Annotated in this window: 18 protein-coding genes; 16 read left to right on the top strand and 2 right to left on the bottom strand. The window is 43.4% G+C overall.

Annotation, left to right across the window (positions count from 1 at the left end):
• Nucleotides 1–107: 107 nt before the first annotated feature.
• The 10 genes from FIS9605_RS0103050 (at nucleotide 108) to FIS9605_RS0103005 (ending at nucleotide 13,634) form a co-directional block, all read left to right on the top strand.
• On the top strand, nucleotides 108–824 hold the full coding sequence (locus FIS9605_RS0103050; protein ID WP_026731265.1) for an NnrU family protein: 717 nt from the start codon (nucleotides 108–110) through the stop codon (nucleotides 822–824).
• A gap of 421 nt (nucleotides 825–1,245) precedes the next feature.
• Nucleotides 1,246–1,632, top strand: a complete 387-nt coding sequence (locus FIS9605_RS0103045) for a thioredoxin family protein (RefSeq protein WP_026731264.1) — start codon at nucleotides 1,246–1,248, stop codon at nucleotides 1,630–1,632.
• A 273-nt stretch (nucleotides 1,633–1,905) separates the two neighbouring features.
• A complete protein-coding gene (locus tag FIS9605_RS0103040; protein ID WP_026731263.1) occupies nucleotides 1,906–4,005 on the top strand; it encodes an NAD(P)H-quinone oxidoreductase subunit 5 in 2,100 nt (699 codons plus the stop codon).
• A gap of 233 nt (nucleotides 4,006–4,238) precedes the next feature.
• Nucleotides 4,239–5,819 (top strand): NAD(P)H-quinone oxidoreductase subunit 4, encoded by a 1,581-nt coding sequence (locus tag FIS9605_RS0103035; RefSeq protein ID WP_026731262.1) that lies wholly within the window; start codon nucleotides 4,239–4,241, stop codon nucleotides 5,817–5,819.
• 404 nt (nucleotides 5,820–6,223) lie between these two features.
• Nucleotides 6,224–7,195, top strand: coding sequence for a hypothetical protein (locus tag FIS9605_RS0103030; protein ID WP_026731261.1), 972 nt, complete (start codon nucleotides 6,224–6,226; stop codon nucleotides 7,193–7,195).
• Nucleotides 7,196–7,197: 2 nt separating this feature from the next.
• The gene (locus tag FIS9605_RS0103025; RefSeq protein WP_026731260.1) at nucleotides 7,198–7,590 is read left to right on the top strand and encodes a hypothetical protein; all 393 of its coding nucleotides are present in this window, start codon (nucleotides 7,198–7,200) and stop codon (nucleotides 7,588–7,590) included.
• 648 nt (nucleotides 7,591–8,238) lie between these two features.
• Nucleotides 8,239–9,291 carry a permease gene (locus tag FIS9605_RS0103020; RefSeq protein WP_026731259.1) on the top strand — a complete coding sequence of 351 codons (1,053 nt, stop codon included), beginning with the start codon at nucleotides 8,239–8,241 and terminating at the stop codon, nucleotides 9,289–9,291.
• 83 nt (nucleotides 9,292–9,374) lie between these two features.
• A complete protein-coding gene (locus tag FIS9605_RS0103015; protein ID WP_026731258.1) occupies nucleotides 9,375–10,148 on the top strand; it encodes a TIGR03943 family putative permease subunit in 774 nt (257 codons plus the stop codon).
• Between the two features lie 69 nt (nucleotides 10,149–10,217).
• Nucleotides 10,218–11,771, top strand: coding sequence for a hypothetical protein (locus tag FIS9605_RS0103010; RefSeq protein WP_026731257.1), 1,554 nt, complete (start codon nucleotides 10,218–10,220; stop codon nucleotides 11,769–11,771).
• A 255-nt stretch (nucleotides 11,772–12,026) separates the two neighbouring features.
• Nucleotides 12,027–13,634: a hypothetical protein gene (locus tag FIS9605_RS0103005; protein WP_026731256.1), complete on the top strand. Its 1,608-nt coding sequence runs from the start codon at nucleotides 12,027–12,029 to the stop codon at nucleotides 13,632–13,634.
• A gap of 51 nt (nucleotides 13,635–13,685) precedes the next feature.
• Here the strand turns inward: FIS9605_RS0103005 and FIS9605_RS0103000 are convergent, their stop codons facing one another.
• On the bottom strand, nucleotides 13,686–15,812 hold the full coding sequence (locus FIS9605_RS0103000) for an NAD(P)/FAD-dependent oxidoreductase (RefSeq protein WP_026731255.1): 2,127 nt from the start codon (nucleotides 15,810–15,812) through the stop codon (nucleotides 13,686–13,688).
• A 157-nt stretch (nucleotides 15,813–15,969) separates the two neighbouring features.
• On the opposite strand from FIS9605_RS0103000, the gene FIS9605_RS0102995 reads away from it, so the two are divergent.
• Nucleotides 15,970–16,203, top strand: a complete 234-nt coding sequence (locus FIS9605_RS0102995; RefSeq protein WP_026731254.1) for a hypothetical protein — start codon at nucleotides 15,970–15,972, stop codon at nucleotides 16,201–16,203.
• A 533-nt stretch (nucleotides 16,204–16,736) separates the two neighbouring features.
• Here the strand turns inward: FIS9605_RS0102995 and cimA are convergent.
• On the bottom strand, nucleotides 16,737–18,353 hold the full coding sequence (gene cimA / locus FIS9605_RS0102990; RefSeq protein ID WP_026731253.1) for a citramalate synthase: 1,617 nt from the start codon (nucleotides 18,351–18,353) through the stop codon (nucleotides 16,737–16,739).
• Between the two features lie 472 nt (nucleotides 18,354–18,825).
• Here cimA and FIS9605_RS0102985 point away from each other — a divergent pair, with 472 nt between their 5' ends.
• From FIS9605_RS0102985 to FIS9605_RS0102965, 5 genes are all read left to right on the top strand, one after another.
• Entirely contained in the window at nucleotides 18,826–19,164 is a 339-nt protein-coding gene (locus FIS9605_RS0102985; protein WP_026731252.1) for a 2Fe-2S iron-sulfur cluster-binding protein, read from the top strand.
• A 13-nt stretch (nucleotides 19,165–19,177) separates the two neighbouring features.
• A complete protein-coding gene (locus FIS9605_RS0102980) occupies nucleotides 19,178–19,570 on the top strand; it encodes a hypothetical protein (RefSeq protein WP_026731251.1) in 393 nt (130 codons plus the stop codon).
• Nucleotides 19,571–19,800: 230 nt separating this feature from the next.
• Entirely contained in the window at nucleotides 19,801–21,825 is a 2,025-nt protein-coding gene (gene thiO, locus FIS9605_RS45995; protein WP_026731250.1) for a glycine oxidase ThiO, read from the top strand.
• Nucleotides 21,826–21,994: 169 nt separating this feature from the next.
• Nucleotides 21,995–22,174 (top strand): photosystem II assembly protein Psb34, encoded by a 180-nt coding sequence (gene psb34 / locus FIS9605_RS0102970; RefSeq protein WP_026731249.1) that lies wholly within the window; start codon nucleotides 21,995–21,997, stop codon nucleotides 22,172–22,174.
• 261 nt (nucleotides 22,175–22,435) lie between these two features.
• Nucleotides 22,436–24,625 (top strand): tetratricopeptide repeat protein, encoded by a 2,190-nt coding sequence (locus FIS9605_RS0102965; protein ID WP_026731248.1) that lies wholly within the window; start codon nucleotides 22,436–22,438, stop codon nucleotides 24,623–24,625.
• The last annotated feature ends 184 nt before the right edge of the window (nucleotides 24,626–24,809 follow it).

The following is a 24,809-nucleotide window of genomic DNA, read 5'->3' as shown; positions in this document are numbered from 1 at the left end:
TCCGAAAAAGACAGTAACACAACATCTTGACTAAAGTCCCCCTTTGAATACTTTGTGGTATTGATTGTACTGAATTAAGCTTTCTTTAAATTACTTCACCTATGTATATGATGCTGCCACCTTGGTTGACCCCCAGTCATTTTATAATGTTGGGACTACAATTCGGTTTTGCAATCGCTCACAGCGGCGGAGCAGCGCTGCGACCCTGGGCTGAAAAATATATTGGACCACGACTTTATCGTGCGATCTTTGCGTTGGTTAGCCTGCCTTTGGCTATAGTATTGATTATTTACTTTTTTAACCACCGCTACGATGGTTTACAACTTTGGCAAGCCCAAAGTGTACCCTGGGTAAAGTCTTTTGTTTGGGTGCTGTCGGCTATATCTTTTTTATTCTTGTATCCTGCTACTTTCAATCTACTAGAAATTGCTGCCATTCAAAAGCCCCAAGTCCACCTCTACGAAACAGGAATTATTCGCATTACCCGTCATCCGCAAATGGTCGGACAGGTCGTTTGGTGTATTGCCCACACTCTCTGGCTGGGTACTACATTTACTCTTGTCACTTCTTTAGGATTGATTTTGCACCACTTGTTTGGAGTTTGGCATGGCGATCGCCGTCTTGGTTGGCGCTATGGCGAAGCCTTTGCAGCAGTTAAGCAGCGTACGAGTATTATTCCCTTTGCAGCAATTATTGATGGGCGGCAATCTCTCCAATGGCGCGAATTTCTTCGCCCTGCTTATATTGGGGTGGCTGTATTTGTGCTGCTGCTGTGGTGGTCTCATCCGCTATTGTTGGTGGCAACTAGTAGGGTACAATGGTAATCTGGACTAAAACCCCATTTAGAAACAGCGTACGTCTAAAACTAGACGACCTTTTCGGCTCATCGGTTGCTACTACCAAACCAATGTAGGATGAATTGAAGTAGCTGTTAGCGGTGGAGGTTTGGTTTAGTCAATTTGAGATTTTACCTTAGTAGTTGCTGGTCAATTGTCATCCTTGGGAGTAAATGGCACCGAACATCCAATTTCCCTTTCCAGCAGCGGCAAATAGGAGTTAAAAACCCCAAAGTGCCACTGTAAAAGCCGCGTTGGCTTTTTTTGTCAGCGCCAAAATCAAATCAACGATGAAACTTTTGCATAGCTTGTGTTATGCCTGGAAAGCATCTATCGGCAGTTACTGGTTTTTCCTACCTTCCTGCTGATAGCTATTTTGATATCAAAACCTTATAACTATAGAGGCATCATGGTGTTGTCGGTAAGTGAGCGGACATTTACTCAAGAAGTTTTAGAATCTCCAATTCCTGTTTTAGTAAATTTTGAAGCTCCTTGGTGTGGTTTATGCCGCATCATACACCCTTTGCTATTGCATTTTAAAGTTCAATGTGGCGAACAAATTAAATTAGTGGATGTAAATGCTGATGACAATTTCAAATTGTCTAACACATATCGACTAAAGTCACTACCAACTTTGCTGTTGATTGAAAATGGTGTTGTTAGGCGGCGGCTAGAAGGATTTCGCAGTCGCGAAGATTTGTTACAGGCTTTGGAAGAAATTAAACTTAGCTACGGCAAATCTCCCAATGTCTACAATAACTCTAAAACAGTAGATTTGGAGTGCCGCTCAGCATAATAGTCATTAGTCATTAGTCATTAGTCATTGGTCATTGGTCATTGGTCATTGGTCATTGGTTAGTAGTTAGTGGTTAATGGTTAGTGATGAACAACCAACAAATGACAGATGACAAAGGACAAATGACAAATGACAAATGACAAAATCTAAAACCATGCTTAATTACCCCACCCAATCAGTATCGGGTGGGGTATTTTATCCTAAAGGGTGTGTGTCACAATTATTAACAGATCCGACAAGTTAGTCAAGATTCTAAAAAAGTAGGCGTCAGTGATGGAAGTAATCTATCAATATGCCTGGCTAATCCCGGTATTACCCCTTGTGGGGGCAATGCTGGTAGGGCTGGGATTAATCTCGATGAATCAGGTGACGAACCGCCTACGACAGCTTAATGCCGCATTTATTATTTCCTTGATGGGAGCGGCGATGGGGCTGTCGTTTGCCATATTATGGAGCCAACTGCAAGGACACGCCCCTTATACTCGCACCCTAGAATGGGCAGCAGCTGGCTCCTTTCACCTGAGCATGGGCTACACTATTGACCATTTGACAGCCTTAATGCTGGTGATTGTAACGACGGTAGCCTTCCTGGTCATGGTTTACACTGATGGCTACATGGCACACGACCCTGGCTATGTCAGATTCTATGCCTATCTCAGCTTGTTTGGCTCGTCAATGCTAGGTCTGGTAGTCAGCCCCAACTTGGTGCAGATTTATATCTTCTGGGAACTGGTAGGGATGTGCTCCTACTTGCTGGTCGGTTTCTGGTACGATCGCAAGTCAGCAGCAGATGCAGCCCAAAAAGCGTTTGTGGTCAACCGCGTTGGCGACTTTGGTCTTTTGTTAGGCATTCTGGGACTTTTTTGGGCAACGGGAAGCTTTGATTTCCAGGTGATGGGCGATCGCCTTTCCGAATTGGTTCATACAGGTTCTCTCAGCAATATTCTGGCAGCCCTGTTTGCGATTTTAGTTTTCTTAGGCCCGGTAGCTAAATCTGCCCAATTTCCCCTCCATGTTTGGCTACCAGACGCGATGGAAGGCCCTACGCCCATCTCTGCCTTAATCCACGCGGCAACGATGGTAGCAGCAGGTGTTTTCCTGGTTGCCCGGATGTACCCAGTGTTTGAAGACGTCCCAGCAGCAATGAACACAATTGCCTACACTGGGGCATTCACAGCTTTTTTGGGTGCAACAATTGCCATTACCCAAAACGACATCAAAAAGGGTTTAGCTTACTCCACCGTTTCCCAACTCGGTTACATGGTGATGGCGATGGGAGTAGGCGCATACAGTGCAGGACTTTTCCACCTAATGACCCACGCCTACTTTAAGGCGATGCTATTTTTGGGTTCTGGTTCGGTGATTCACGGCATGGAAGCAGTCGTCGGTCACGACCCAGACTTGGCGCAGGATATGCGCTTGATGGGCGGACTGCGGAAGTTTATGCCAATTACGGCGATTACCTTCTTCATCGGTTGTGTGGCAATTGCTGGTATCCCGCCCTTTGCTGGTTTCTGGTCAAAGGATGAAATTCTCAGTGCCGCCTTTGCATCAAATCCACTACTGTGGGGTATTGGCTGGCTAACAGCTGGGATTACCGCCTTCTACATGTTCCGGATGTATTTCACCACCTTTGAAGGTAAATTCCGGGGCAATCAAAGGCAGTTATGGGATAAACTCAAGTCTCCAATTGGGATGGCTATTGTCGGGGGTTTTGAAAGAACTCCAGCTTTTGGGCCTGGTGCGATGACCAAGGGAGAACTAGAAGCCCACGCAGAACATCACCACGACGACCACGACCACGGTCACGGCCACAGTGAATATCCCCACGAGTCGCCCTGGACAATGACCCTGCCTTTGGCACTGTTGGCAATTCCTTCAATGTTGATTGGTTTGGTGGGGACTCCCTTTGCTAACTACTTTGAGGAGTTTATCTACTCTCCCAACGAAACCCTCGAAGAAGTGGTAGCAAAAGCTGCTGAAGTTGATCTGCATGAGTTTTACATCATGGCAGGTGGTTCGGTAGGAATTTCCTTGATTGGGATTACCGTGGCTTCCTTAATGTATTTGTGGGGTAAGATCAATCCGGTGGCGATCGCAGCCAAAATCAAACCGCTTTACGAGCTATCTCTTAACAAGTGGTACTTTGATGACATTTACTATCAAGTGTTTGTCCTCGGCTCACGTCGTTTAGCTAGACAAGTCATGGAAGTTGACTACCGCGTTGTCGATGGTGCTGTTAACCTCACAGGCTTTTTTACCCTGATTAGCGGCGAAGGTTTGAAATACCTGGAAAACGGTCGCGCTCAATTCTACGCCTTGATTGTGTTTGCCGCTGTACTGGGCTTAGTGATTTTCTTTGGTGTAACCTAATCAGACGTAACATTTTATGTCTGTTCATTAGACGCGAGTAATCACTTTGCTATCTCAGGACTGAGTTATTCGTCAAAAAGTGTGTGTTATTTAGATGAAGGCAGGGCAAGCGATTTACCTGCCTTCATATTTTTTGATTTTTGTTAAATCAACCTAACAAATAACAACTAGATCGCGAAAAAACTGCTAGTTAATAGCTAGTAGCAGATAGCCGAACCTTTAGAGCGAGTTCAATGAATACAGCTAATTTTCCGTGGCTGACAACAATAATCCTGTTACCCATAGCAGCATCACTGCTAATTCCCATCCTGCCGGATAAAGACGGCAAAACTGTACGTTGGTATGCCCTGATTGTTGGGTTGATAGATTTTGCATTGATTGTTACTGCTTTCTATGCTGGGTATGATTTCTCCAATCCCAATTTGCAATTGTTTGAGAGTTATCCCTGGGTTCCACAGCTAGATTTGAATTGGTCGGTAGGGGCAGATGGTTTGTCCATGCCCCTAATTATTTTGACTGGATTCATTACCACGCTGGCGATTTTAGCGGCTTGGCCTGTAACGCTGAAGCCAAGGCTATTTTACTTTTTGATGCTGGCAATGTACGGCGGACAAGTAGCTGTGTTCGCTGTCCAGGATATGCTGTTGTTTTTCCTGGTGTGGGAACTGGAATTGATTCCGGTTTACCTGCTGCTAGCAATTTGGGGAGGTAAAAAACGGCAATACGCAGCGACTAAATTTATTTTGTATACTGCGGGCGGTTCCCTGTTTATTTTGGTAGCTGCTTTGGCGATGGCATTTTATGGCGATACGGTTACATTTGACATGCGATCGCTCGCTGCCAAAAACTATGTCCTCAATCTACAACTGTGGCTTTACGGCGCTTTCCTCATCGCTTACGCCGTCAAATTGCCTATCTTCCCACTCCACACCTGGCTACCAGATGCCCACGGTGAAGCTACAGCCCCCGTGCATATGTTGCTGGCTGGTATTCTCTTGAAAATGGGCGGTTACGCCTTAATTCGCATGAATGCCCAGATGCTTCCCGACGCCCATGCTTACTTTGCGCCGGTGTTGGTGATATTAGGGGTAGTTAACATCATCTACGCTGCCCTCACATCCTTTGCCCAGCGCAACCTGAAGCGAAAAATCGCCTACTCTTCAATTTCCCACATGGGCTTTGTCACCATTGGTATTGCTTCCTTCACCGATTTGGGCTTGAATGGGGCAATGCTGCAAATGGTGTCCCACGGGTTAATTGGGGCGAGTTTGTTCTTCCTAGTAGGGGCAACTTATGACCGCACGCACACCCTCATGCTGGATGAAATGAGTGGTGTTGGCAAGAAAATGGGTAAGATTTTCGCCATGTGGACAACTTGTTCCTTGGCGTCTTTGGCGTTACCAGGGATGAGTGGTTTTGTGGCAGAGTTAATGGTATTTATTGGCTTTGCCACCAGTGATGCCTATAGCTCCACCTTCAAAATTATTGTGGTGGTATTGATGGCAGTTGGTGTGATCTTAACTCCGATTTATCTGCTGTCAATGCTGCGGGAAATTTTCTACGGTGAAGAAAACAAAGAATTGGTTTCTCAACAAAAACTCATTGATGCTGAACCCCGCGAAATATTCATCATTGCTTGTTTGTTAGTGCCGGTGATTGGGATTGGTTTGTATCCCAAGGTTTTGACGCAAGTTTACGATGCGACAACTGTACAGCTAACAGAAAGGTTGCGTGATGCAGTGCCGACACTAGCACAGCAAAAAATGCCTGCGGTGTCGTTGAGTGCGCCTGAAATTGGTGAAGGAGCAAGGTAAAAGTAAAAGGTAAAAGTAAAAAGATTGATGACTTTTATCTTTAGCGATCGTTCAAGGGGTGGGTTTTATACCTGCCCTTTTTTGTCTGCTAACTCACGAATAAAAACGATTTGGAGTAGTATAGCTTAGCGTAAAAAGTAGGGTTTAGAAACGCAGAGGAACGCAGAGTTTAAGGTTGAATCATTGCTTGAGCAATCATGGCCTTCTTCTCATGCCTTTAGTATCAAGTTGATAGCAAATATCAGTACATCTCATTAGGAATTGCCTGAGATACCTTTATAGAAGTTTTAAAATCCTGCTACTAAAAAATGGTTACTAATTTGTTTATCAGGGAACTCTATGTATAAGGCTACTCATCGGTAGCTGGGAGAATCTTTAGATAACCGTTTTTCAAGGAGTATATTATGCCAATTCCAATTATCCTTGGTGCGATCGCTTTAGGCACTGCTGCTTATGGAGCGATAAAAGGTGCTGAAGGTGTTAGCAACATGAATGAAGCAAACGAGATTGGCAAGCGCGCTCAAGAACGACATGAGTGTGCTGTCAGTAAGTTGAAAGCAGACTGGGAAACTACCAACAAGTTGGCAGAAAAGTATGGTCAACTTCAGATAAATGTCAAAATTGATACTGTAGGGCGTTTTGTCAAATTCATTGAGCGTATTGGCCAGCGTGGATCTCAGGATAAGCAATTTTTAGAAGGACTGGATGGAATCTCTGTACAGCAGATACAGGAGTACAAAACTGACGCTATGGAAGCTGAACAGTTTTTTAAAGGAGGTGTTAAAGCAGTGATAGCAGGAGCTGCTGCTGGTCAGGCAGCAACAGGTCTTGCTACGTCTATGGGAGTGGCAAGTACAGGAGCGGCTATTTCAGGGCTCAGTGGTGCAGCAGCTTGGAATGCTACTTTAGCATGGCTTGGTGGTGGTGCAGCAGCTGCGGGTGGCGGTGGTATGTTTGTTGGTACTTTTGTACTAGGAGGCATTACCGTTGGGCCTGCTTTAGCTGTTGGAGGATTTGTGCTTGCTGGTAAAGGTGAAGAGGCTTTAACAAAAGCACGAGAATATGAAGCTAAAGCCAACACTGAAATCGCTAAACTTGAAGTCGCCAGAGATTTTTTGAAACAGGTTAGAAAACGCATCCTTGAATTAAGCAGCTTGGTAGAAAATTTAAATACTTATGCTGTTAAAAGTCTCAATGAACTTGAATCTTTTCCATCTTTTGATAAAAACCGCGATGTTAATAAGTTTCAAGAGGTAGGACTTCTAATTAAGGCACTTGCAGAAATAATGAAAACTCCTATTTTGGACAGTGAAGGGCAGTTGAATCCTGCTACTGCGACCATCCAAGCTAAGTACCGCACTCTTGGAGGCAATTAAAAGTGTCAGTACAGAAAATAATCGAAAAGGTAAATCCTGCTGAATGCCTCCAACAAATGGTTACAGCTTACACCGATTACCTAAAGATTGCAGAACAAGAACAGACAAAACGACGTGAAATCGAAGTTTGGGAAAAAGAGATAATCACTAAGATTAATGTCCAGCGAGAGTTGCTGATGGCATATCTTGATCGCTCGTTTGATGAACGTGCAGAAAACTTTCGCGCTTTGTTTGCTGTTGTTGATAGCGCGATCGCATCTGGCAATAATGAGCAACTAACCCTTGCTTTAAATTCAATCACAGAAATAGCTAAAGCAAGCCCATTCAAAGAGCTTGCGAATCTAGCATCTGTTCGCGCCGCATTGAATGATCCAAAGCACGAATGGACATTTTGATTATGTTATAACTCGGCCGCATTCGCCGATCGCTCAAGGTGGCTCTTACAACAATCTTCCTAGCAAGTGTACTTAGTATAGCCCTACCCGATCCAGGGTGGGTATTTTTTTGAGGACTGTGCGATCGCCAATGCCGCCAATTATGTTAAGTCATTTTCTAAAATCTATGATTTGTTCCTTTTTGGTCTTGCGGTTTTAAAATTTTTATAGTAAAAACTCAAATCATAAGTTGACACAAACATCCTCTTGCGGAATGAGTAGTTACCAACAGTGATCGCCGTATCTTAAAAAAACTATGAACACTTGATGAAAAAGCGTAGAATATAGCATCATGTCGAGCAACCTTAGTGTAATTATAAAAAAATGTAATCAAAAATTGTGTAAGTAAGTAATGAAATTCTAAGATCGGAACTATTTTTGAAGCTCAGCTATCTAGAAATAAGATTTATCACCAGTAGACAAACGCACATCGAAATAATTATCTATGACCGGTAATGGTTTGAAACCTTTCAAAAGCAATCATACAAACCAATTGTTCACTAAACGTTTGATTAACGCTTAACAGTTTCTACCTGTTTGCGATACACATTTCGATAAAATGACCTGGCATAACTATAAAACCCGAAACCGCTTTTGACAGCGACGCCCATGAATAAACTTAACAATGGTTTTACTCTATTTTTGAGTCTGCTGGTCGAGGCGATGCCTTTTGTGCTGCTGGGGGTATTGTTCTCCAGTTTGCTGCTGTTTTTTGTAGATGAGCGCAAATTGGTAGAAAAAATGCCTAAAAACCCGTTACTGGGTGCTTTAGTAGGCAGTATGGTGGGATTTTTGTTTCCTGTGTGCGAGTGTGGTAACGTGCCAGTTGCACGGCGATTGTTGATGCAAAAAGTACCTACATCGGTAGCAATTGGCTTTTTGCTAGCAGCACCAACAGTTAATCCCATCGTCATTTGGGCGACTTGGATAGCATTTCGCGATCAGCCAGAAATAGTAGTATTAAGAGTAGTATTTTCCCTCTTAATCGCGACTATTATTGGCTTTGTCTTTAGTTTTCAAAAAGATTTAACTCCTGTAGTTCACCCAACGATCGCTCGTTATTTGAAATTTAACCCACCCTCAGAGCTACAACCAAAGCGCCGCCCGAAACGTTCCCAAATCCAACAGGAATCAGGTATACCTGCTTTATTGCAGTCAGGAACCTATTTACTGGGAGTAGGACAAGCAGGACAAACTATGCGCTTGGAATCTACTAATATCGACACTACGACACCCAGTTCCAGTAAACCCTTAGGAGCTAAATTACGGTTAGCACTCGAAAATACTGTGCAAGAACTACGAGAATTAGGGGCAATACTGGTAATTGGCAGTGCGATCGCAGCGACTATTCAAGTTGTAGCTCCCCGCGAGTTGATTCTCAGTTTAGGTGCAGGCCCGATTAGTTCCATCACCGCCATGTTGGTATTAGCAGCAGTGGTGTCAATTTGTTCTACTGTTGATTCTTTTTTTGCTCTGTCTTTTGCCTCAACTTTTACCAGTGGTTCTTTATTAGCATTTTTGATATTTGGACCAATGATTGACCTCAAAGGTGTTGGTTTAATGTTAACAATATTTAAACCCAGGGCTATATTTTACTTATTTGCTTTAGCGGCGTTATTGACTTTCTTGTTCACCCTTATAGTTAACTTGTACTTTCTCTAATTTTTGATTAGTCATTTGTCCTTTGTTCTTGATTTTTGACCAATGACTAATGACCAATGACTAATGACTAATGACTCTTGACAATGACCACAATTTCAAATCGTAAATCGAAAATTTCAAAGTTGTTACTTCCCTGGCTGGATATTTTGGCAATCACAGCTTGGGGAATTTTGCTATTGAAATACTGGTTAACTAACGAGCTAAATTTGTTAATTCATCCGAATTATTTTGGATTAGTAATTGTGGCTGCATTCGGTTTGCTAGTTATCAGTATCTTCAAAATCAAAGAACTTTTGCAGCGGCGTCGCTACGATATGACTGCAAACATCCAACATATAAGTTTATTCCCTCCTGGATGGGGCAGTGCTTTGCTTTTAGTGGCAGCAATTTTTGGATTCATTTTTACACCACAAGTTTTTGCGAGTGACAAAGCACTGCAACGTGATTTTAGTGAGTTATTGGGTTCAACGCGCGTCAAACCACAAGCGTTTCGTGCTTCCGTCGTTCCTGAGGAGCGATCGCTCGTAGACTGGGTACGTATGCTCAATGTCTATCCAGAACCAGATAGATATCAAGGCAATAAAGTTAAGGTACAGGGATTTGTCATTCACCCACCGGAACTAGAAACAGAGTATATATTCCTAGCACGATTTGTTCTCACTTGCTGCGCCGCAGACGCCTATCCCGTCGGATTGCCCGTCAAATTAAAAGAAAGCCGCGAACAGTATCCGCCTGATACCTGGCTAGAAGTGGAAGGACAGATGGTTACAGAAACAATCACAGGTAAGCGCCAACTTACTATCGCTGCCAACTCCTTGAAAAAAATTCCTCAACCAAAAAATCCCTATAGTTATTAGTTGTCTGTTGTTTGTTGTTAGTTATTTGTAACAACCAACAACCAACAACCAACAACCAACAAATTACAAATGACTACTAAAAAAGCATTCTTCCAACCACTAGATCGGATCGCGATCGCACTGATGCTACTGCTAATTTTGGTGATAGGGCTGATCGTATCCCAAGGTGATGCAGTCAGGGCTAGAGTCAGAGAGTTTACGTGGAAACACGTACAATTAGAACAAAAAGATATATCTTTGACTGATTTCACCTCCCAAACGCAAAAAATCGGCGCAGAATACAGAACATTCATCCTCACCTTTAGTCGTCCTATGGACACAAAAAGTATAGAGGAGAATTTGAAAATTGACCCTCCTTTAGCAGGTACCTTTAGTTGGGCAGGAAGACGCATGGGTTATACCTTTTTGACACCAGCGCCCTACGGCACAACTTATAAAGTAGAGTTACAAGGGGGAAAGGATAAATTTGCTACTAAAGAAAGAAATAACAAGACGATCCAGCCCTTCAAAACTGCTTTTAGCACACGCGATCGCGTTATTCTCTATATCGGAGCTAATAATGAAGACCAAGGACGGTTAGTTCTCTACAACTTGACTCAGGAGCAAAAAAAAATACTTACTCCCAAAGACCTGATTGTCACGGACTTCCAGCCGTTTCCTGATGGTCAGAAAATTTTATTTTCTGCTCGCCCTACAACTAATCAAGACTTACTTTCGGCTCAGTTATATACAGTCACGACTGGCTTTACTGCTCCTCATCGCCAAAAAGCAGAAGCAGCAGGTAAAGTTGATTTGATTTTAGATAATAAAGACTATCAAAATTTGAAATTTGATTTATCGCCCGATGGGCAAACCATTGTTGTGCAACGGGGAAATAAAGCTAATCCCAACGACTTTGGATTATGGTTTATCCCAATCAGTAGCGACAATTCTGAACAAAAACCCACCCCTGTGCGCCTGCAAAGTCAACCAGGGGGGGATTTTATGATTACACCGGATAGTAAAGCTGTAGCAGTTGCCCAAGGACAGGGAACTGCGATTTTGCCCCTGCAATCAGATGGCACGAAACCCTTGGATTTTTTCCCCCAGTTTGGCTTGGTACAAGCTTTCTCTGAGGATGGAGCGCAAGCAGCAATGGTAAAATTTAATACAGATTACACGCGCGACTTATTTTTAGTCACCAACCAAGGCGTTCAGAAAAAACTGCTAACTACTACAGGTTCGATTATTAATTGTCAGTTTGATAGCGCTTCTCCTACTCTCTACTGCTTACTGACACAGCTATTACCAGGGGAATATTATCAGGAACAGCCATATCTAATCGCAATTGACCTGAAAACCAAGCAACAGAAGCCATTATTAGTACTACCCCCTGAACAGCGGAATGTGCAAATGAGTTTATCGCCTGACGGCTTGGGGTTGTTATTTGACCAGATACAAACACAAGCTGCTCCAGTTACATCATCAAATACACAAATTTTGACAACCGATGATGGAGAAGCGATCGCAACCAGTAGCTTATGGTTAATGCCTTTATTGCCAATTGCAGATCCTGAAGTTAGTGCAGATCTCAAGCCAGAGCAACTTCCCTTAATTGGATTTCATCCCCGTTGGTTGCCTTAACTAGGAGTGGGAGAAATAGGAGTGGGAGAGGGGGGAAATGTTAAAACAACTCCCCCAATCCCCCACTGCCCCACTCTTTCACTCCCCCACTCTCCCACTTTTTAGTAGTGAAAAGTTATAACTAATTAATCATCAATGACTCTTGTTGGGGAAGTTACAAACTTGCCTTATAGAGTAGATTTTGATAAGACAGCATTGATACGTAATGCTAACGCAGTTTCCAATCAATAAGTTTAAGCTGGTGGGTGAAAAGTGATGAATGAAGCAGACACCCCAAATATCGGGTCTTTTATTGAAACCCTAAATTCTGCTGATGTGCCACAACCACAACAGACAAGTTGTCCCTTTTATTCTGTTGTGCCTATGCAAAACAGAGCAATTTCTCAATTACCGTTGTTGGCACCAGCAGCAGATAAGCAGTGTCAGGAGGATGTATCTTACCAAGACTCAGTGGTCGAAACTAATCGAGAAACAGAGATAGCAAGTAACTCTGAAAGCTTACTAGAGTTAAATGAACAGCAACTAGATGAGTCAAAACCTGGATTAGATTGGGTTGCCGAGCCTGAGAGCGAAAAAGAAGCACTGATTGACTCTGAATTTAAAAAACTACTGACATTAAATGAAGAATTACGTTCTGCCAACAATAATTTATATGAACAAGTAGAAGAGTTAAGAGCTGCCCTCTGTGAGTCAGAAGGAGCTTTGCAGTGGCAGAAAAAGCGCTCTACTGTCGCAGAAGCAATGCTCAACCAACAAGCTCAGGAACTTACTGCCGCTCAAGAGCAAATCAAATCACTATTCCAGCAGTTGGAAACAGCACTCTCTACAGTTCAAACTCAGGAAACTGTTATTGAAAACTATAAATCACAGCTAGAAATTAACCAACAGCGTCTTGCCTTGTTAGAGCGGGAATGTGCTTTAATTCAAACCAAGTACAACGAACAGTCCCATCAGCTATTGCAATCAGAAAATGCCTGTCGAGAATTACGTACTCGGCTAATGCGGCAACAACGTCAGACTTTGCAATTTAAAGCAGCTTTGGAAAAGTGTCTGGAAACACCAGTACCCAGCTATGATTCCCTAGATAATACTGCTAATTCAAATGACACAGGTAGCAGACTACTGAGAAATTCCAACCGAACAAGTTCTGTGTTTCCTAATCCACAACCAATTCGACCTTGGTGTGTAGAACAAGAATCCTTTGAGAATAATGCAAATATTTTTAGACAAGAATACCCCACCCCAACTCAATCATCTCCTGCTAATCTCTCAGCCCAAGAAAGTACACCAAATTTAAAGCAACCACCTGCTAAGTCAGAAATTGATGACTCAATTACATCACAAAAAGTTTCATTTTCAGAGTCGTCTAGCTTGGATGAACAAGTAGATGGCTTGATTCAATTGTTTTTTGCTGCTCAAGCTAGATCTGCATCACCACCTCCTGCTGAAAAAGATACAGAAGATGTGGAGGATGTAGAGGATGTAGAAGATGACGATGAAACTGTTATGCCTGTCTTAGAAACTGTCGCAACCTCCTTGGAAGATGTAGAGGATGACGATGAAAATGTTGCGCCTGTCTTGGAAACTGTTGCAACCTCCCTTGAAAACGATGAGGAGAAACCAGTAACTGCCATTTTACCCAGCCGTGACACAGATTCTAAGGAAGATGGGGATTACTGGTTAGAAGCCTCACCATTGTCACCCCAGCAATTACCAGGGACTGCTTCGCCTCAGAATTCATCAAATGACAACATTACCAAACCCAACTCTCCTTCACCACTGCTCTATCCTGAACGTCCACCCAAAAGGCGAAAAACTTTGGCATCTGTAGAACTGCCGAATTTTCGCCCAAATAGTCAATAGTCAATGGTCAATAGTCATTGGTCATTAGTCATTAGTAAAAGCAACTTTTGACTATGGACTTTTGACTATGGACTTTTGACTATGGACTTTTGACTCTTGAGTGTGGACTTTTTTTATTTCTGAGCGTCCTTTGCCTGTGGTCAAGGCGTAGTTAATTGCTAATAACTGCAAGTACAATGCCGGATAGCGGTTTTCCAACCACTGACCATTCCGATGGAGAAATTTTGGCAACCATCCACTCAGTAAAGCACTGACTGTACTATGGCGGATAAAGTCAAAATAGTTACCTAACCAACGCAGCAAATCCTTACCACCAGCGAGTTCCCAAATCCATAGTAGTAATGCTGGATTTTTCTTGGCTGCTTTCAGTGCTAACCGATTAAAAGTTGCCAAATCGAATCTATCTTTAATAAAGTCATCTGCTACTTGTGGGGGTTCGTCTACCAACAACCCGAAGAAGTTATTCAACATAGTGTTGATGCGTTCTGGTGGTAGAAATTTACCAGTGGGAACCATCATGCCTTTGGAAAACATCCAAGTCACGGCAATATTATTTTGGAAGGCACGAATTCGGTTTAAGTGGCGCAAAGTTAGCAAGTCATGTTTGAGAGCAATATCTAAAAGAGTGGTAAGGCGTTCCAAGTTGCGAACTAGGGAACCAAATCCCGTGAAAACCAGAGGAGACTGGAGTGATGCAGCATCACCAATGGCAATTAATCGATCAAATGCTACTGTGCGATCGCTACTTCCGACGCTAAAATGTCCAGGTATATATCCAAATGTCGGCTTTTTCCAGACTAGCTTGTCCATGTCGCAGCGCCGATACTCTGGCAAAATCGTGAAAAAGTCCTCGTACATTTCCAACAATGAACCAGGGTTGTGGGGATTAACTTCGTGGTAATGAAACAAATAAATTGTCAGTTCTTCATCCGCACCAGGAAACAATTCCCAAATTAACTGCCGTCCCCGAGAAATATCGCCGTGACTGTTGAGAACATCCCCATACTGAGCATCCCACACTCCCGGCTCAAATCCACGCTCAATCACCGCTCCTACTGTCGGACAGACACTGTCAAAAGCACGACCACCATTCAATTGCCATGCGATTGGTGAGGCCGTTCCCATCGCATCCACCAGCAATCGTCCACTCGCTTGCTTGTCAGTTTGATTGCTTAAGTCTTTAACTGTAACGACAACTTCTGATGTATAAATATCTGCTCTGATAAACTCAGTTTCATCCCAGATTTCACCACCTGCTGCTCGTAGCTTTTGCCCGCATAGTTGCAGCAATTTTTCAGAATCCAACCCCAAATTTAGCACTGTTGGAGTATGCAAAATAGGCGCTCTTAGCTTTTGTGGAATATAAGCATCAAAAAATTTATTAAATCCGTCTTTGTACTCGCGTGCAATAATTGATTCTACCTCTGCGGGTGTCAGCAAACCAAGGTTAATTAAGCATTGAATTTCATCGCGGGAAATATTCCATTCTCGGTTCATGCGTCCAAAAGGCAATCGTTCCACAAGCAGCACTTTATAGCCCAGCTTTGCCATCACAGCTGCATGAATGACACCAAGTGCACCGCCCACATAGATTAAGTCGTAGGTAGGGTGGTGAGGTGGTGGGGTGGTGGGGAGACTATTTTCCCTTATCTCCCCATCTCCCTTGTGAGAAAACACCACCTGACGCGGCTTCTGAGGATTCCGCACGCCTTGACGCCAGCGTTGCTCCCACCAGTACACCCGCTTGAGGTCATACTCTCCGTTGGGCATTTTCTGAAAATACTTGACGGTGAGGGGATAATAGGGGGCTAGTGCTTCAAAAATCGATTGCTTGGATAAGTCAATTGCTGGTGGTTCGGGATATTGATGGGGAAAGCGGCTTCTAATGCTAGCAGTGAGTGTTTTGAGAATTTGCTCTTCTTGCGGAAACGGTTGCTCTGACCAGCGAAACACTTTCAAATAAGTTGTGCGCTGTAGTGACCAAACAAAAACAGAAAGTTCAGTGGGTAATTTTTCCGGAATAATTTGTTGATTTGGTGTATTTTCAATCATTCTCAGGCGAAAGCCATCTTTTGTTGGCACTTTTTCACCGATTACTGGTTCAAAATCAGCTTGCAACCATTTGCGTACTGCTGATGTATCCGGAGTGGGAATTTCTAAGTAAAGTATCTCTCTCATTTTTTTCCAATCTCCAATAAATATATGCACTAAGACAGATTCAGAATAAGGGTTATTTGCAGTAAAATCCGCCCTATCGCTTGATTAAAAATTCGATAAAGAAATTTTAAAAGTTTGTCAAATTTTTTGTTCATTTTTGTTTCGGTAAACTCACGCCATGAATTATCCCATTCCAGACAACCCTCAAGAAATCGTAGCCTTGCGGCAAAAGCCAGTTGATGAAGAACTAGTTGCTGCTGCGATCGCAGGTGTCATAAAAATTGTCCGCGCTCAAGGTCAATCCTTAGAAGAATTAACCGCTCAATTGCTAGCTGAAGATACCCTACTAGATAAACAGCAGCGACGCTGGCTTAGCCAAGTGGTTGCCCAAGCTTGGGAAAAATTTTCTTAGACTGTTGAGTGGTTTATTGTTAGTGGTTAGTAGTTAGTGGTCAACTAACAAGCAGCTAACAAATTGCCAATCATCTTGTGTGGTGTGAGAGTATCAATGTGTGGTCTAAGATTGGCAATTTGCGGGTTAATAGCGTAAACAGCGCAGAAATGAGAAAGTTTAAGCTAGAGTTCTGGCACTAGAACGATCAATACTCAAGTTACTGAAATTATCGAGATTTTGATGTAGACGAATTCAAGATTGCGCTTCAAGATTTTCAAAAGTTTACATCATCAGACTCAAGGATTCTAAACTGTCTTAGGACTTACGCACCACTCCTTGCATAAGCCTACAGGAACCAATGCCTAGAGCATTGATTCAGTATTCATCAATTCTTGGTGCGGTAAGATCAGGTTTCCTCTTTGTGTCTTAGTGTCTTGGTGTTTCAAGAATTCTTTTTTCACCACAAAGACACAAAGACACCAAGAAAAATCCATTTCCAAGACTCACACCTTGATAGGGGGAAACAAGGGAGAAATTCTTCTTTGTCCTCTTCAACTCGAAGTCCTCACAGCTGCTTCAGCTTGTGAGTGCAGCAACAAACCATATTCCAATCCCTCTACTACCGCTTGATAAGAAGCCTCCAAAATATTTGTAGAAACCCCAACGGTTGTCCAGCGCTGGTGGCCACTTCCTGACTCTACCATTACGCGGGTTTTGGCTGCTGTACCTGTATGTCCGTTGAGAATCCGTACTTTGTAGTCTGTCAGTTCAAAAGCAGCAATGTGGGGATAAAAATTCACTAAGGCTTTGCGTAACGCCGCATCCAAAGCTGCAACCGGCCCGTTTCCTTCTGCTGCTTCCAAAATATCGTTACCATTCACAACTACTTTCACTGTGGCAAGGGCGCTAGTAGTTTTTTCTCCCTGTACCAAGTCGCAGTGGACTTGAAAACCTTTAATTTCAAAAAACTTTTGGCGACTTCCCAATGCTTGGCGCATTAACAATTCAAAACTTGCTTCTGCTGCTTCAAATTGATATCCTTCACTCTCCAAATCTTTAAGCCTTTCGAGAATTTGCCGCGTTGTAGAGTCATGCTTGTTTAATTCAATACCAAATGAGCGGGCTTTTGCTAAAACATTACTGACTCCAGACTGTTCGGAAATGACAATCCGGCGACGGTTTCCGATTTTTTCTGGTTGAATGTGTTCGTAAGTCAGGGGATTGCGTTCCACCGCCGATACATGGATGCCGCCTTTGTGAGCAAAAGCCGATCTGCCAACAAATGGCGCGTGTTCGTCAGGAGCAAGATTTACTACCTCGCTGACAAAGCGACTGGTTTCCGTGAGTTGCTCAAGCTGGCTGTCTTCTATACATTTAAAACCAAGCTTTATTTGCAAATTAGGGATTAACGAACAAAGATTGGCATTACCGCAGCGTTCGCCGTAACCGTTAATTGTACCTTGTACCATTTTTGCACCCCCCACGACTGCGGCAAGAGCGTTGGCAACTGCTGTATCGCAATCGTTGTGCGTGTGAATACCTAACTGGGTTCCGCTAGGAATAGCTTTAACTATATCAGTAATATTTTGAGTAATTTCATGGGGTAAAGTACCACCATTAGTATCACATAATACTAGCCATTCAGCACCAGCAGCGATCGCCGTCTCTAATGTCTGTAAAGCATAATCTGGATTGTGTTTGTAGCCATCAAACCAATGTTCTGCATCGTAAATAACGCGACGTCCTTGAGCGCTTAGGTATTCAATGGTGTCACGGATCATCGCCAAATTTTCTGCTAAAGTGGTCTTGAGTCCTTCTGTGACATGTAAATCCCAAGACTTGCCAAATATAGTTACCCAACGGGTGCCAGCAGCGAGAATCGCTTGTAACATCGGCTCAGAAGCCGCAGTTGTATGAGGGCGTCGAGTCGAACAAAAAGTAACTATTTCAGCTTGTTTGAGTGGTTCTTCTTGCAACTGCCAGAAAAATTGTACGTCTTTGGGATTTGCCCCTGGCCATCCGCCTTCAATAAACGGAATACCCAATTGGTCGAGTCTCCTAGCAATGCGTAACTTATCTTCTATAGACACCGATAATCCTTCGCGCTGAGTTCCATCTCGAAGTGTGGTGTCATAGATCCAAAGTTGGGGTAAGGAATTAGCGGTCATAAGATGGGGACTGTTCAGACAATTTGCAAGGCAATGTGTGATGATCCACTGAGATTTTCTTCAGTTATTGTTGGTGAATTTTAGACCAGCACTCAAGTAAATAAAAATATAGGTATCAACAAGAGCCATCCCTTCCAGAACTAAAGCTAAAAGGCTCTCATAACTCTATAAATTTTGTAAAATTTAGATATCTCTCAAATCCTCAACAGATTTTACCGTTTCCAAGGATTTTTCAAGGCTTTTGAATCGAACTGTTACAAATCCCTAATCTGTTAATGAATTTTTGTTGCTCTATAAACCTTAATTATATAGTAATTTTCAGTGATTCGTGAATTTCTTGTGAAGACTTTCAACAAAGTCGAGAGCCAAAATTTCTCTTTTACCTGGCTTTTACAATAATAGTATTTATGAGTTTTTCGGTATCAGAAATAAATTGTTACAATACAACCTAAATCCTCTTTAGTAATCTGCGATGCCCAAGGTACAAGCTCAAGGTAAGACAATTGAGTGTGTGTGCGGAACCAATCTGCGGAAGATTTTGCTGCAAAATGGTATTGACCTCTACAATGGCGGTGCTAAGGTAATTAACTGTCGGGGAATTGGCAGTTGTGGTACTTGTGCAGTTCAAGTAGAAGGTGATGTCTCAAAGGCAAATTGGCGCGATCGAGGGCGGCGCTCCCTACCTCCTCATTCTCCGACAAAAAACCTACGTTTAGCTTGTCAAATTCAGGTTTTAGGAGATGTAAAAGTCACAAAATTTGATGGATTTTGGGGAGAAGGTTCTCAAGTAGTCTGGACACCAGAAGGTTAAAAAGGAGAAAAAAATGGGTAGATGGACACCACTTATTTTGATGGCTGGAGGCTTGGCGATTTTATTGGGTACATTGCTGGGTATCAGCTTTCCAATGGGCGGCGGACAAAATACCGCTCAGGCTCCCGGCGGAGGAGGTAAAACATCGCGAGTTCTTCCTGCTAACATTAATGTCAATAGCACAGCGACTAGTACAACTCCTGCAGAGAGCAACACAGATAGCAACAAAAGTAGCGTTGCTCAGAATAACACTGCTGATGACACAACAACTGATACAAGTATTGACGAAACAACAGATACAACAACCACTCAGAGTAACCCAGATACCAGCACTACTGATGACACTCAAGTAAATGATACAAATCCAAGTCAGAACGACGACGAACCAATTCGAGCTTTGTGGTAGTGCTTGTGAGTCAGCGATTACTAGTTATGAGTTTCAGTTATGAGTTAGCAGTTGTGAGTTAGGAGTTATTTAGTTAATAGTCTGTAGTCAAGAGTCATTGGTTTTGACGATTGACTATAGACTCTTGGCTATTGACCAAAATTTTTGAAGGAACACTTTGCCAAGGTGAAGGAAACTTTTAACAGGCAGGTGTTTTGCTCTTGAATGTTGACTAACTGACGAACTGACTAATGACTAACGACGTTTTAATTATTGGTGGCGGCGTTATTGGGTTGGCGATCGCCATCGAACTCAAACTGCGCGGCACAAAAGTCACTGTGTTGAGTCGTGACTTTCACGCTGCTGCTACACATGCTGCTGCTGGGATGTTAGCACCAGATGCTGAAAACATCCCCAACCAGGCTATGCAGGAATTGTGTTGGCGATCGCGTTCTATTTACGCTGACTGGACGCAAAAGTTAGAACAACTCACCGGTTTGAATACTGGTTACTGGCCCTGCGGTATTTTAGCACCAGTCTTCTCTGAAGAAGAGGGGGAGAGAGGGAGAAAGGGAGAGGGGGGGAGGAATTATCACAACTATTCTCTCACTCCTCCACTCCCCCACTCTTCCCCATCTGCCTACTGGTTAGATAGAGAAGCCATTCATCAATATCAGCCAGGATTGGGAGAAGTAGTTGGTGGTTGGTGGTATCCTGAAGACGCTCAAGTAGACAATCAGGCACTAGCAAAAGCCCTGTTGGGTGCAGTGCAATCTTTGGGTGTGGAACTCAAAGAAGGAATTGCAACAGAAGGCATTATACAGCAACAGGGACAAGTTGTAGGTGTGCAAACCAATGCTGGTATCTTGCATGCCGAACACTATGTTTTAGCCACGGGTGCTTGGTCAAATCAATTGTTTCCTCTACCCGTGCGTCCAATCAAAGGGCAGATGTTGAGCGTGCGCGTGCCGGAATTTGTTGCAGAATTGCCCTTAGCACGGATTTTGTTTGGACAGGATATTTACATCGTACCGAGGCGTGACCGACGAATTATTATTGGTGCAACTAGCGAGGATGTTGGCTTTACTGGGCAAAACACACCCGCAGGCATTCAAACTCTACTCCAACATGCTATTCGCCTATATCCCCAAATCCAGCATTACCCCATTGAGGAATTATGGTGGGGATTTCGTCCTGCTACGCCCGATGAATTACCAATACTAGGAACTAGTCCTTGTAAAAACTTAACCTTTGCTGTCGGTCATTACCGTAATGGTATTCTGCTCGCGCCCGTAACAGCTGAATTAATTGCTGATTTAATGTGCGAGCAAAAATCTGATTCTCTACTTTCTCATTTTCATTACTCGCGCTTCCAGGCCAAGTCATCTACCCCTAACCAAATGCTCACTCACCCTGCTAATTTCTCGGCTACTCTTACTCCCCCTCCACACACTCTCTCTGCTATTTCCCAACTCTCCATCCCAGATTCACCACTCGTCATTGCTGGTAAAACTTTCACTTCTCGTTTGATGACGGGAACTGGCAAATATCGCAACATTGAAGAAATGCAGCAAAGTGTGGTGGAAAGTGGTTGTCAAATTGTTACTGTTGCAGTGCGGCGAGTGCAAACCAACGCCCCTGGACACGAAGGTTTAGCTGAGGCGCTGGACTGGACAAAAATCTGGATGCTGCCCAACACTGCTGGATGCAAAACAGCTGAAGAAGCTATTCGCGTCGCACGTTTAGGACGGGAAATGGCGAAACTCCTAGGACAGGAAGATAATAATTTCGTCAAGTTAGAAGTAATTCCCGACCCCAAATATTTACTTCCAGACCCCATTGGCACTCTGCAAGCAGCCGAACAGCTAGTGAAAGAAGGCTTTGCTGTTTTACCCTATATCAACGCTGACCCCATGCTAGCCAAACATTTGGAAGAAGTAGGCTGTGCAACGGTAATGCCTTTAGCTTCACCCATTGGTTCCGGCCAGGGGCTAAAAACGATCGCCAACATTCAAATCATCATTGAAAATGCCACTGTTCCTGTGGTCGTAGATGCTGGCATTGGTTCGCCATCCGAGGCAGCGCAAGCAATGGAAATGGGCGCAGATGCTTTGTTGATTAATAGCGCAATCGCCCTAGCACAAAACCCACCTTTGATGGCACGTGCTATGAACATGGCAGCCGTAGCTGGGCGTCTGGCATATCTGGCTGGCAGAATGCCGATCAAAAACTACGCCAATGCCTCTTCACCGCTGACGGGAACGATTACGAATTAGGAATTGGTTGCTGGTTAGCAGATAGTGGTTAGTGGTCAATAACCAACTACTAACTACTAACCACTAACTACTAACTACTAACTTTTATAACGAATTGTTTATGATGGTAAGAGTGTTATGTTGCATTTATGTAACATAATACAAAAAAGCAGAGTTAAGGAATTGATTCATGCCCTACACTACAGAAGAAGGCGGTCGTCTCAATAATTTTGCCCGTGAACCGAAAGTATATCAAGCAGAACCCCCCACGCCACAACAAAAGCGCAACTATGTTTTCTTGGGAATTGCCGGGATAATTTTGGTTAGCGGTTTGATTTTTGTTGCCTTCTCTGTTTCCAATCTGAGTTGATTAAGAATTTTCTTCACAAATCAATTGACTTTTATGCCTCTTCAGGTTCCTACCTTAATGGGAACCTGGTTTTTTTGTTTGTGAAAATCGCACCTAATTTAAGGTATAATAGTACACATTTTGTCTGTTCAAAGCCTAAAACTTTGATTTATCCTGAGCAGAGTAACAAGTACTTGAAAATCGTAGTCAAAGTCAGATTTACAGGCTGCTTGAATATGCCCTTAAAAGGGATGTACACTGCGTTTTGGCTCCTTAGCCGCCATGAGCGTGAATGATACTGCACATTCGGATAAATTTGCGTGGAATCGGCAAGTATACCACCGCCTAAAACTTGCCCTCAGTCTAGGTTTGCGGCGACAAATCTATATAGCGGTGTGTGATGATTTAAACCTGAGAAATCAGGTGGCAGCACGTTTGCATTCAACTTTGGCTTATCCGGTTGGGCAAGTGCTATATCAACCATCAGATACACACGAAGCCAGCACACCAGCTTATCCACGATTAGTTACCTTACGGTTAAATTTAAGCGACCCTAACCCCATATCACAAATCAATCAATGGCTGGTAAATTATCCACCACCCATCGTTGGGGCATCACAAGATTCTCCAGGACGGCCACTGCCAATACCTGCATTTCAAATTGTGGGCGTTGAGCAGCTAACTAAGCAAGCAGTGGCAGTACAGCGTTTATTTTTGCACTACCTGCGTCTAACTGAACAGCATCTCTCAAGCCCAGAATCCAGCCATTTCTTAGAATCTAGCCTGCTATTATGGACACCGCGTCCTTGGTTGTATGCTATTCAACAGTCGGCCCCGCAATTTTGGCGTTGTCGTACTGGTGTATTTATGTTCGCTGGAGAACCAACACCTGCAACTCATGCAAAAGCCCCGCCAGAACGCTTTTCTGGCTCTAGAGGTTTGGATTTAGGAAATCTTGAGCAAGCGATTTTTGAAGAATCTGTCTCTGATGATGATTTTGCCGTAGAAGATTTTGATTTTCAGCTCCAGACGAGTGTTAATCGCGGACATAATCCCCAAGAACCTTCGCCGATTAAGTCGGAATTATTTATACCAGGAGCTACTACGGAGGAAGAGGCTAGCGATCAAGTCACCGCTTATGAAACTCCATTGCAGATGCGTGTGTCGCACATTAGCAAAGAGTTAACAGAATTAGTACTGGCAACGATTAATACTGCTGTCGGTAGCGATCGCGATGAAAGCAAGCAAGTACAGGAACTTCTGGAGGAAATAGAGGATTTACATTCAAAACAAGCCTCTGGGGAGCTACTGGCAGTAGCATATCATCGCTTGGGGAACTTGTATCGCCTGCGGATTGAACAAGGACAGACTACCTTAGAAAACTTGATGGTGGCAATTCTGTCATATCAGGAGGCAATTACCCACGATGAAACCTCGCCGCAAGTACCAGATATTTTGAATGACTTGGGAACACTTTACTGGATGCTGTACCGCACACCAGCTAACTCTGAAGAAGGCCAATCTTACATACAACAGGGTATTGAATTTTATCAGTTAGCTTTAAAACTGATTGCACCTGATACACATCCAGAAACTTACGCACGCGTGCAAAACAATCTGGGGACAGCTTACGGTGATTTAGCGCGTTTTACAAACCCGGCAGAAAACTGGCAGCAAGCTGTTACAGCTTATCAAGAAGCACTCCATTTTCGTACCGCCGAGATGGAACCGTTAAAGTATGCTGCGACTCAGAATAACTTGGGTACTGCTTACTGGCATCTGGCCCAACACAATCAACAGACGGAGAATTTAAAGAAGGCGATCGCCGCTTACAACCTTGCTCTCGTTCACTATAGTCCCGAACAGGAATCGCTCAAATATGGCATGATTCAAAATAACATCGGTACTGCTCATTGGAATTTAGCACAGTACGAAAATACGGCAGAAAATCTGCGGCTTGCAATTGATGCGTACAGAGAAGCTTTAAAATATCGCACTCCAGGACATGTTCCCTCCGCCTGCGCTGCCACACAAAATAATCTTGGTACTGCCTACTGGCACCTAGCAAATCAATCACAAACTACAAAAGAAGAACGGCATAAGTTCTTAGAACAGTGCGTTAATGCCTATGAAGAATCTCTAACCCTGGCTCACTCCCTTGGTGTTGGTACTTTAAGCTTTGATGTGTTTGCTACTCACAATAACTTAGGATTAGCCCATTTTCAGCTAGCAACAGACCAGCATTTTAGTAGCGATAAAACCTCTCGTTCTCAACATTTAGAAGCAGCATTAGAAAACCATTTGCAAGCTTTAAATGGATTGAATCAAAAATCAGAGGTATATCAAGCTACATTCAATTATGTGGTCAAAACAATTCGTGCTTTCCACGATGAATTAGGAATACAGGGACAAAATCTGGCATTATCCAAAGTTCCCGGTCATTTGTTACCAGAAATTCTACCGAGGTTGTGAACAACTTAGTAAAAAATTGCATAAATTCATAGCGAACTTTTTGCACCAAAGCTCTGCGATCCTTTGCGTTTACCTCCGCGCCCCTCTGCGTTTAAAATCGCTACTCTTTTACACAAAGCTATACTTAGCACAGCCCCACCCTCTCCCTACTTCCCTATCTGCTTCTACGAGTAAATTAAATGTT

Source organism: Fischerella sp. PCC 9605 (genome assembly GCF_000517105.1).
In the GTDB taxonomy this organism is placed as follows: domain Bacteria; phylum Cyanobacteriota; class Cyanobacteriia; order Cyanobacteriales; family Nostocaceae; genus PCC9605.
The sequence above is the reverse complement of the archived record's forward strand: the minus strand, read 5'-3'. Positions and strand labels throughout refer to the sequence as shown.

Bases quoted from the DNA above. Each gene is read 5' to 3' on its own strand.
- FIS9605_RS0102980 (WP_026731251.1), top strand. From the start codon at position 19,178: ATGGGTAGATGGACACCACTTATTTTGATGGCTGGAGGCTTGGCGATT.
- FIS9605_RS0102985 (WP_026731252.1), top strand. From the start codon at position 18,826: ATGCCCAAGGTACAAGCTCAAGGTAAGACAATTGAGTGTGTGTGCGGA.
- FIS9605_RS0103010 (WP_026731257.1), top strand. From the start codon at position 10,218: ATGACTACTAAAAAAGCATTCTTCCAACCACTAGATCGGATCGCGATC.
- FIS9605_RS0103020 (WP_026731259.1), top strand. From the start codon at position 8,239: ATGAATAAACTTAACAATGGTTTTACTCTATTTTTGAGTCTGCTGGTC.
- FIS9605_RS0103040 (WP_026731263.1), top strand. From the start codon at position 1,906: ATGGAAGTAATCTATCAATATGCCTGGCTAATCCCGGTATTACCCCTT.
- cimA (WP_026731253.1), bottom strand. From the start codon at position 18,353: ATGACCGCTAATTCCTTACCCCAACTTTGGATCTATGACACCACACTT.
- FIS9605_RS0103005 (WP_026731256.1), top strand. From the start codon at position 12,027: ATGAATGAAGCAGACACCCCAAATATCGGGTCTTTTATTGAAACCCTA.
- FIS9605_RS0103035 (WP_026731262.1), top strand. From the start codon at position 4,239: ATGAATACAGCTAATTTTCCGTGGCTGACAACAATAATCCTGTTACCC.
- FIS9605_RS0103000 (WP_026731255.1), bottom strand. From the start codon at position 15,812: ATGAGAGAGATACTTTACTTAGAAATTCCCACTCCGGATACATCAGCA.
- FIS9605_RS0102965 (WP_026731248.1), top strand. From the start codon at position 22,436: ATGAGCGTGAATGATACTGCACATTCGGATAAATTTGCGTGGAATCGG.
- psb34 (WP_026731249.1), top strand. From the start codon at position 21,995: ATGCCCTACACTACAGAAGAAGGCGGTCGTCTCAATAATTTTGCCCGT.
- FIS9605_RS0103050 (WP_026731265.1), top strand. From the start codon at position 108: ATGATGCTGCCACCTTGGTTGACCCCCAGTCATTTTATAATGTTGGGA.
- FIS9605_RS0103045 (WP_026731264.1), top strand. From the start codon at position 1,246: ATGGTGTTGTCGGTAAGTGAGCGGACATTTACTCAAGAAGTTTTAGAA.
- thiO (WP_026731250.1), top strand. From the start codon at position 19,801: ATGACTAACGACGTTTTAATTATTGGTGGCGGCGTTATTGGGTTGGCG.
- FIS9605_RS0102995 (WP_026731254.1), top strand. From the start codon at position 15,970: ATGAATTATCCCATTCCAGACAACCCTCAAGAAATCGTAGCCTTGCGG.
- FIS9605_RS0103030 (WP_026731261.1), top strand. From the start codon at position 6,224: ATGCCAATTCCAATTATCCTTGGTGCGATCGCTTTAGGCACTGCTGCT.
- FIS9605_RS0103015 (WP_026731258.1), top strand. From the start codon at position 9,375: ATGACCACAATTTCAAATCGTAAATCGAAAATTTCAAAGTTGTTACTT.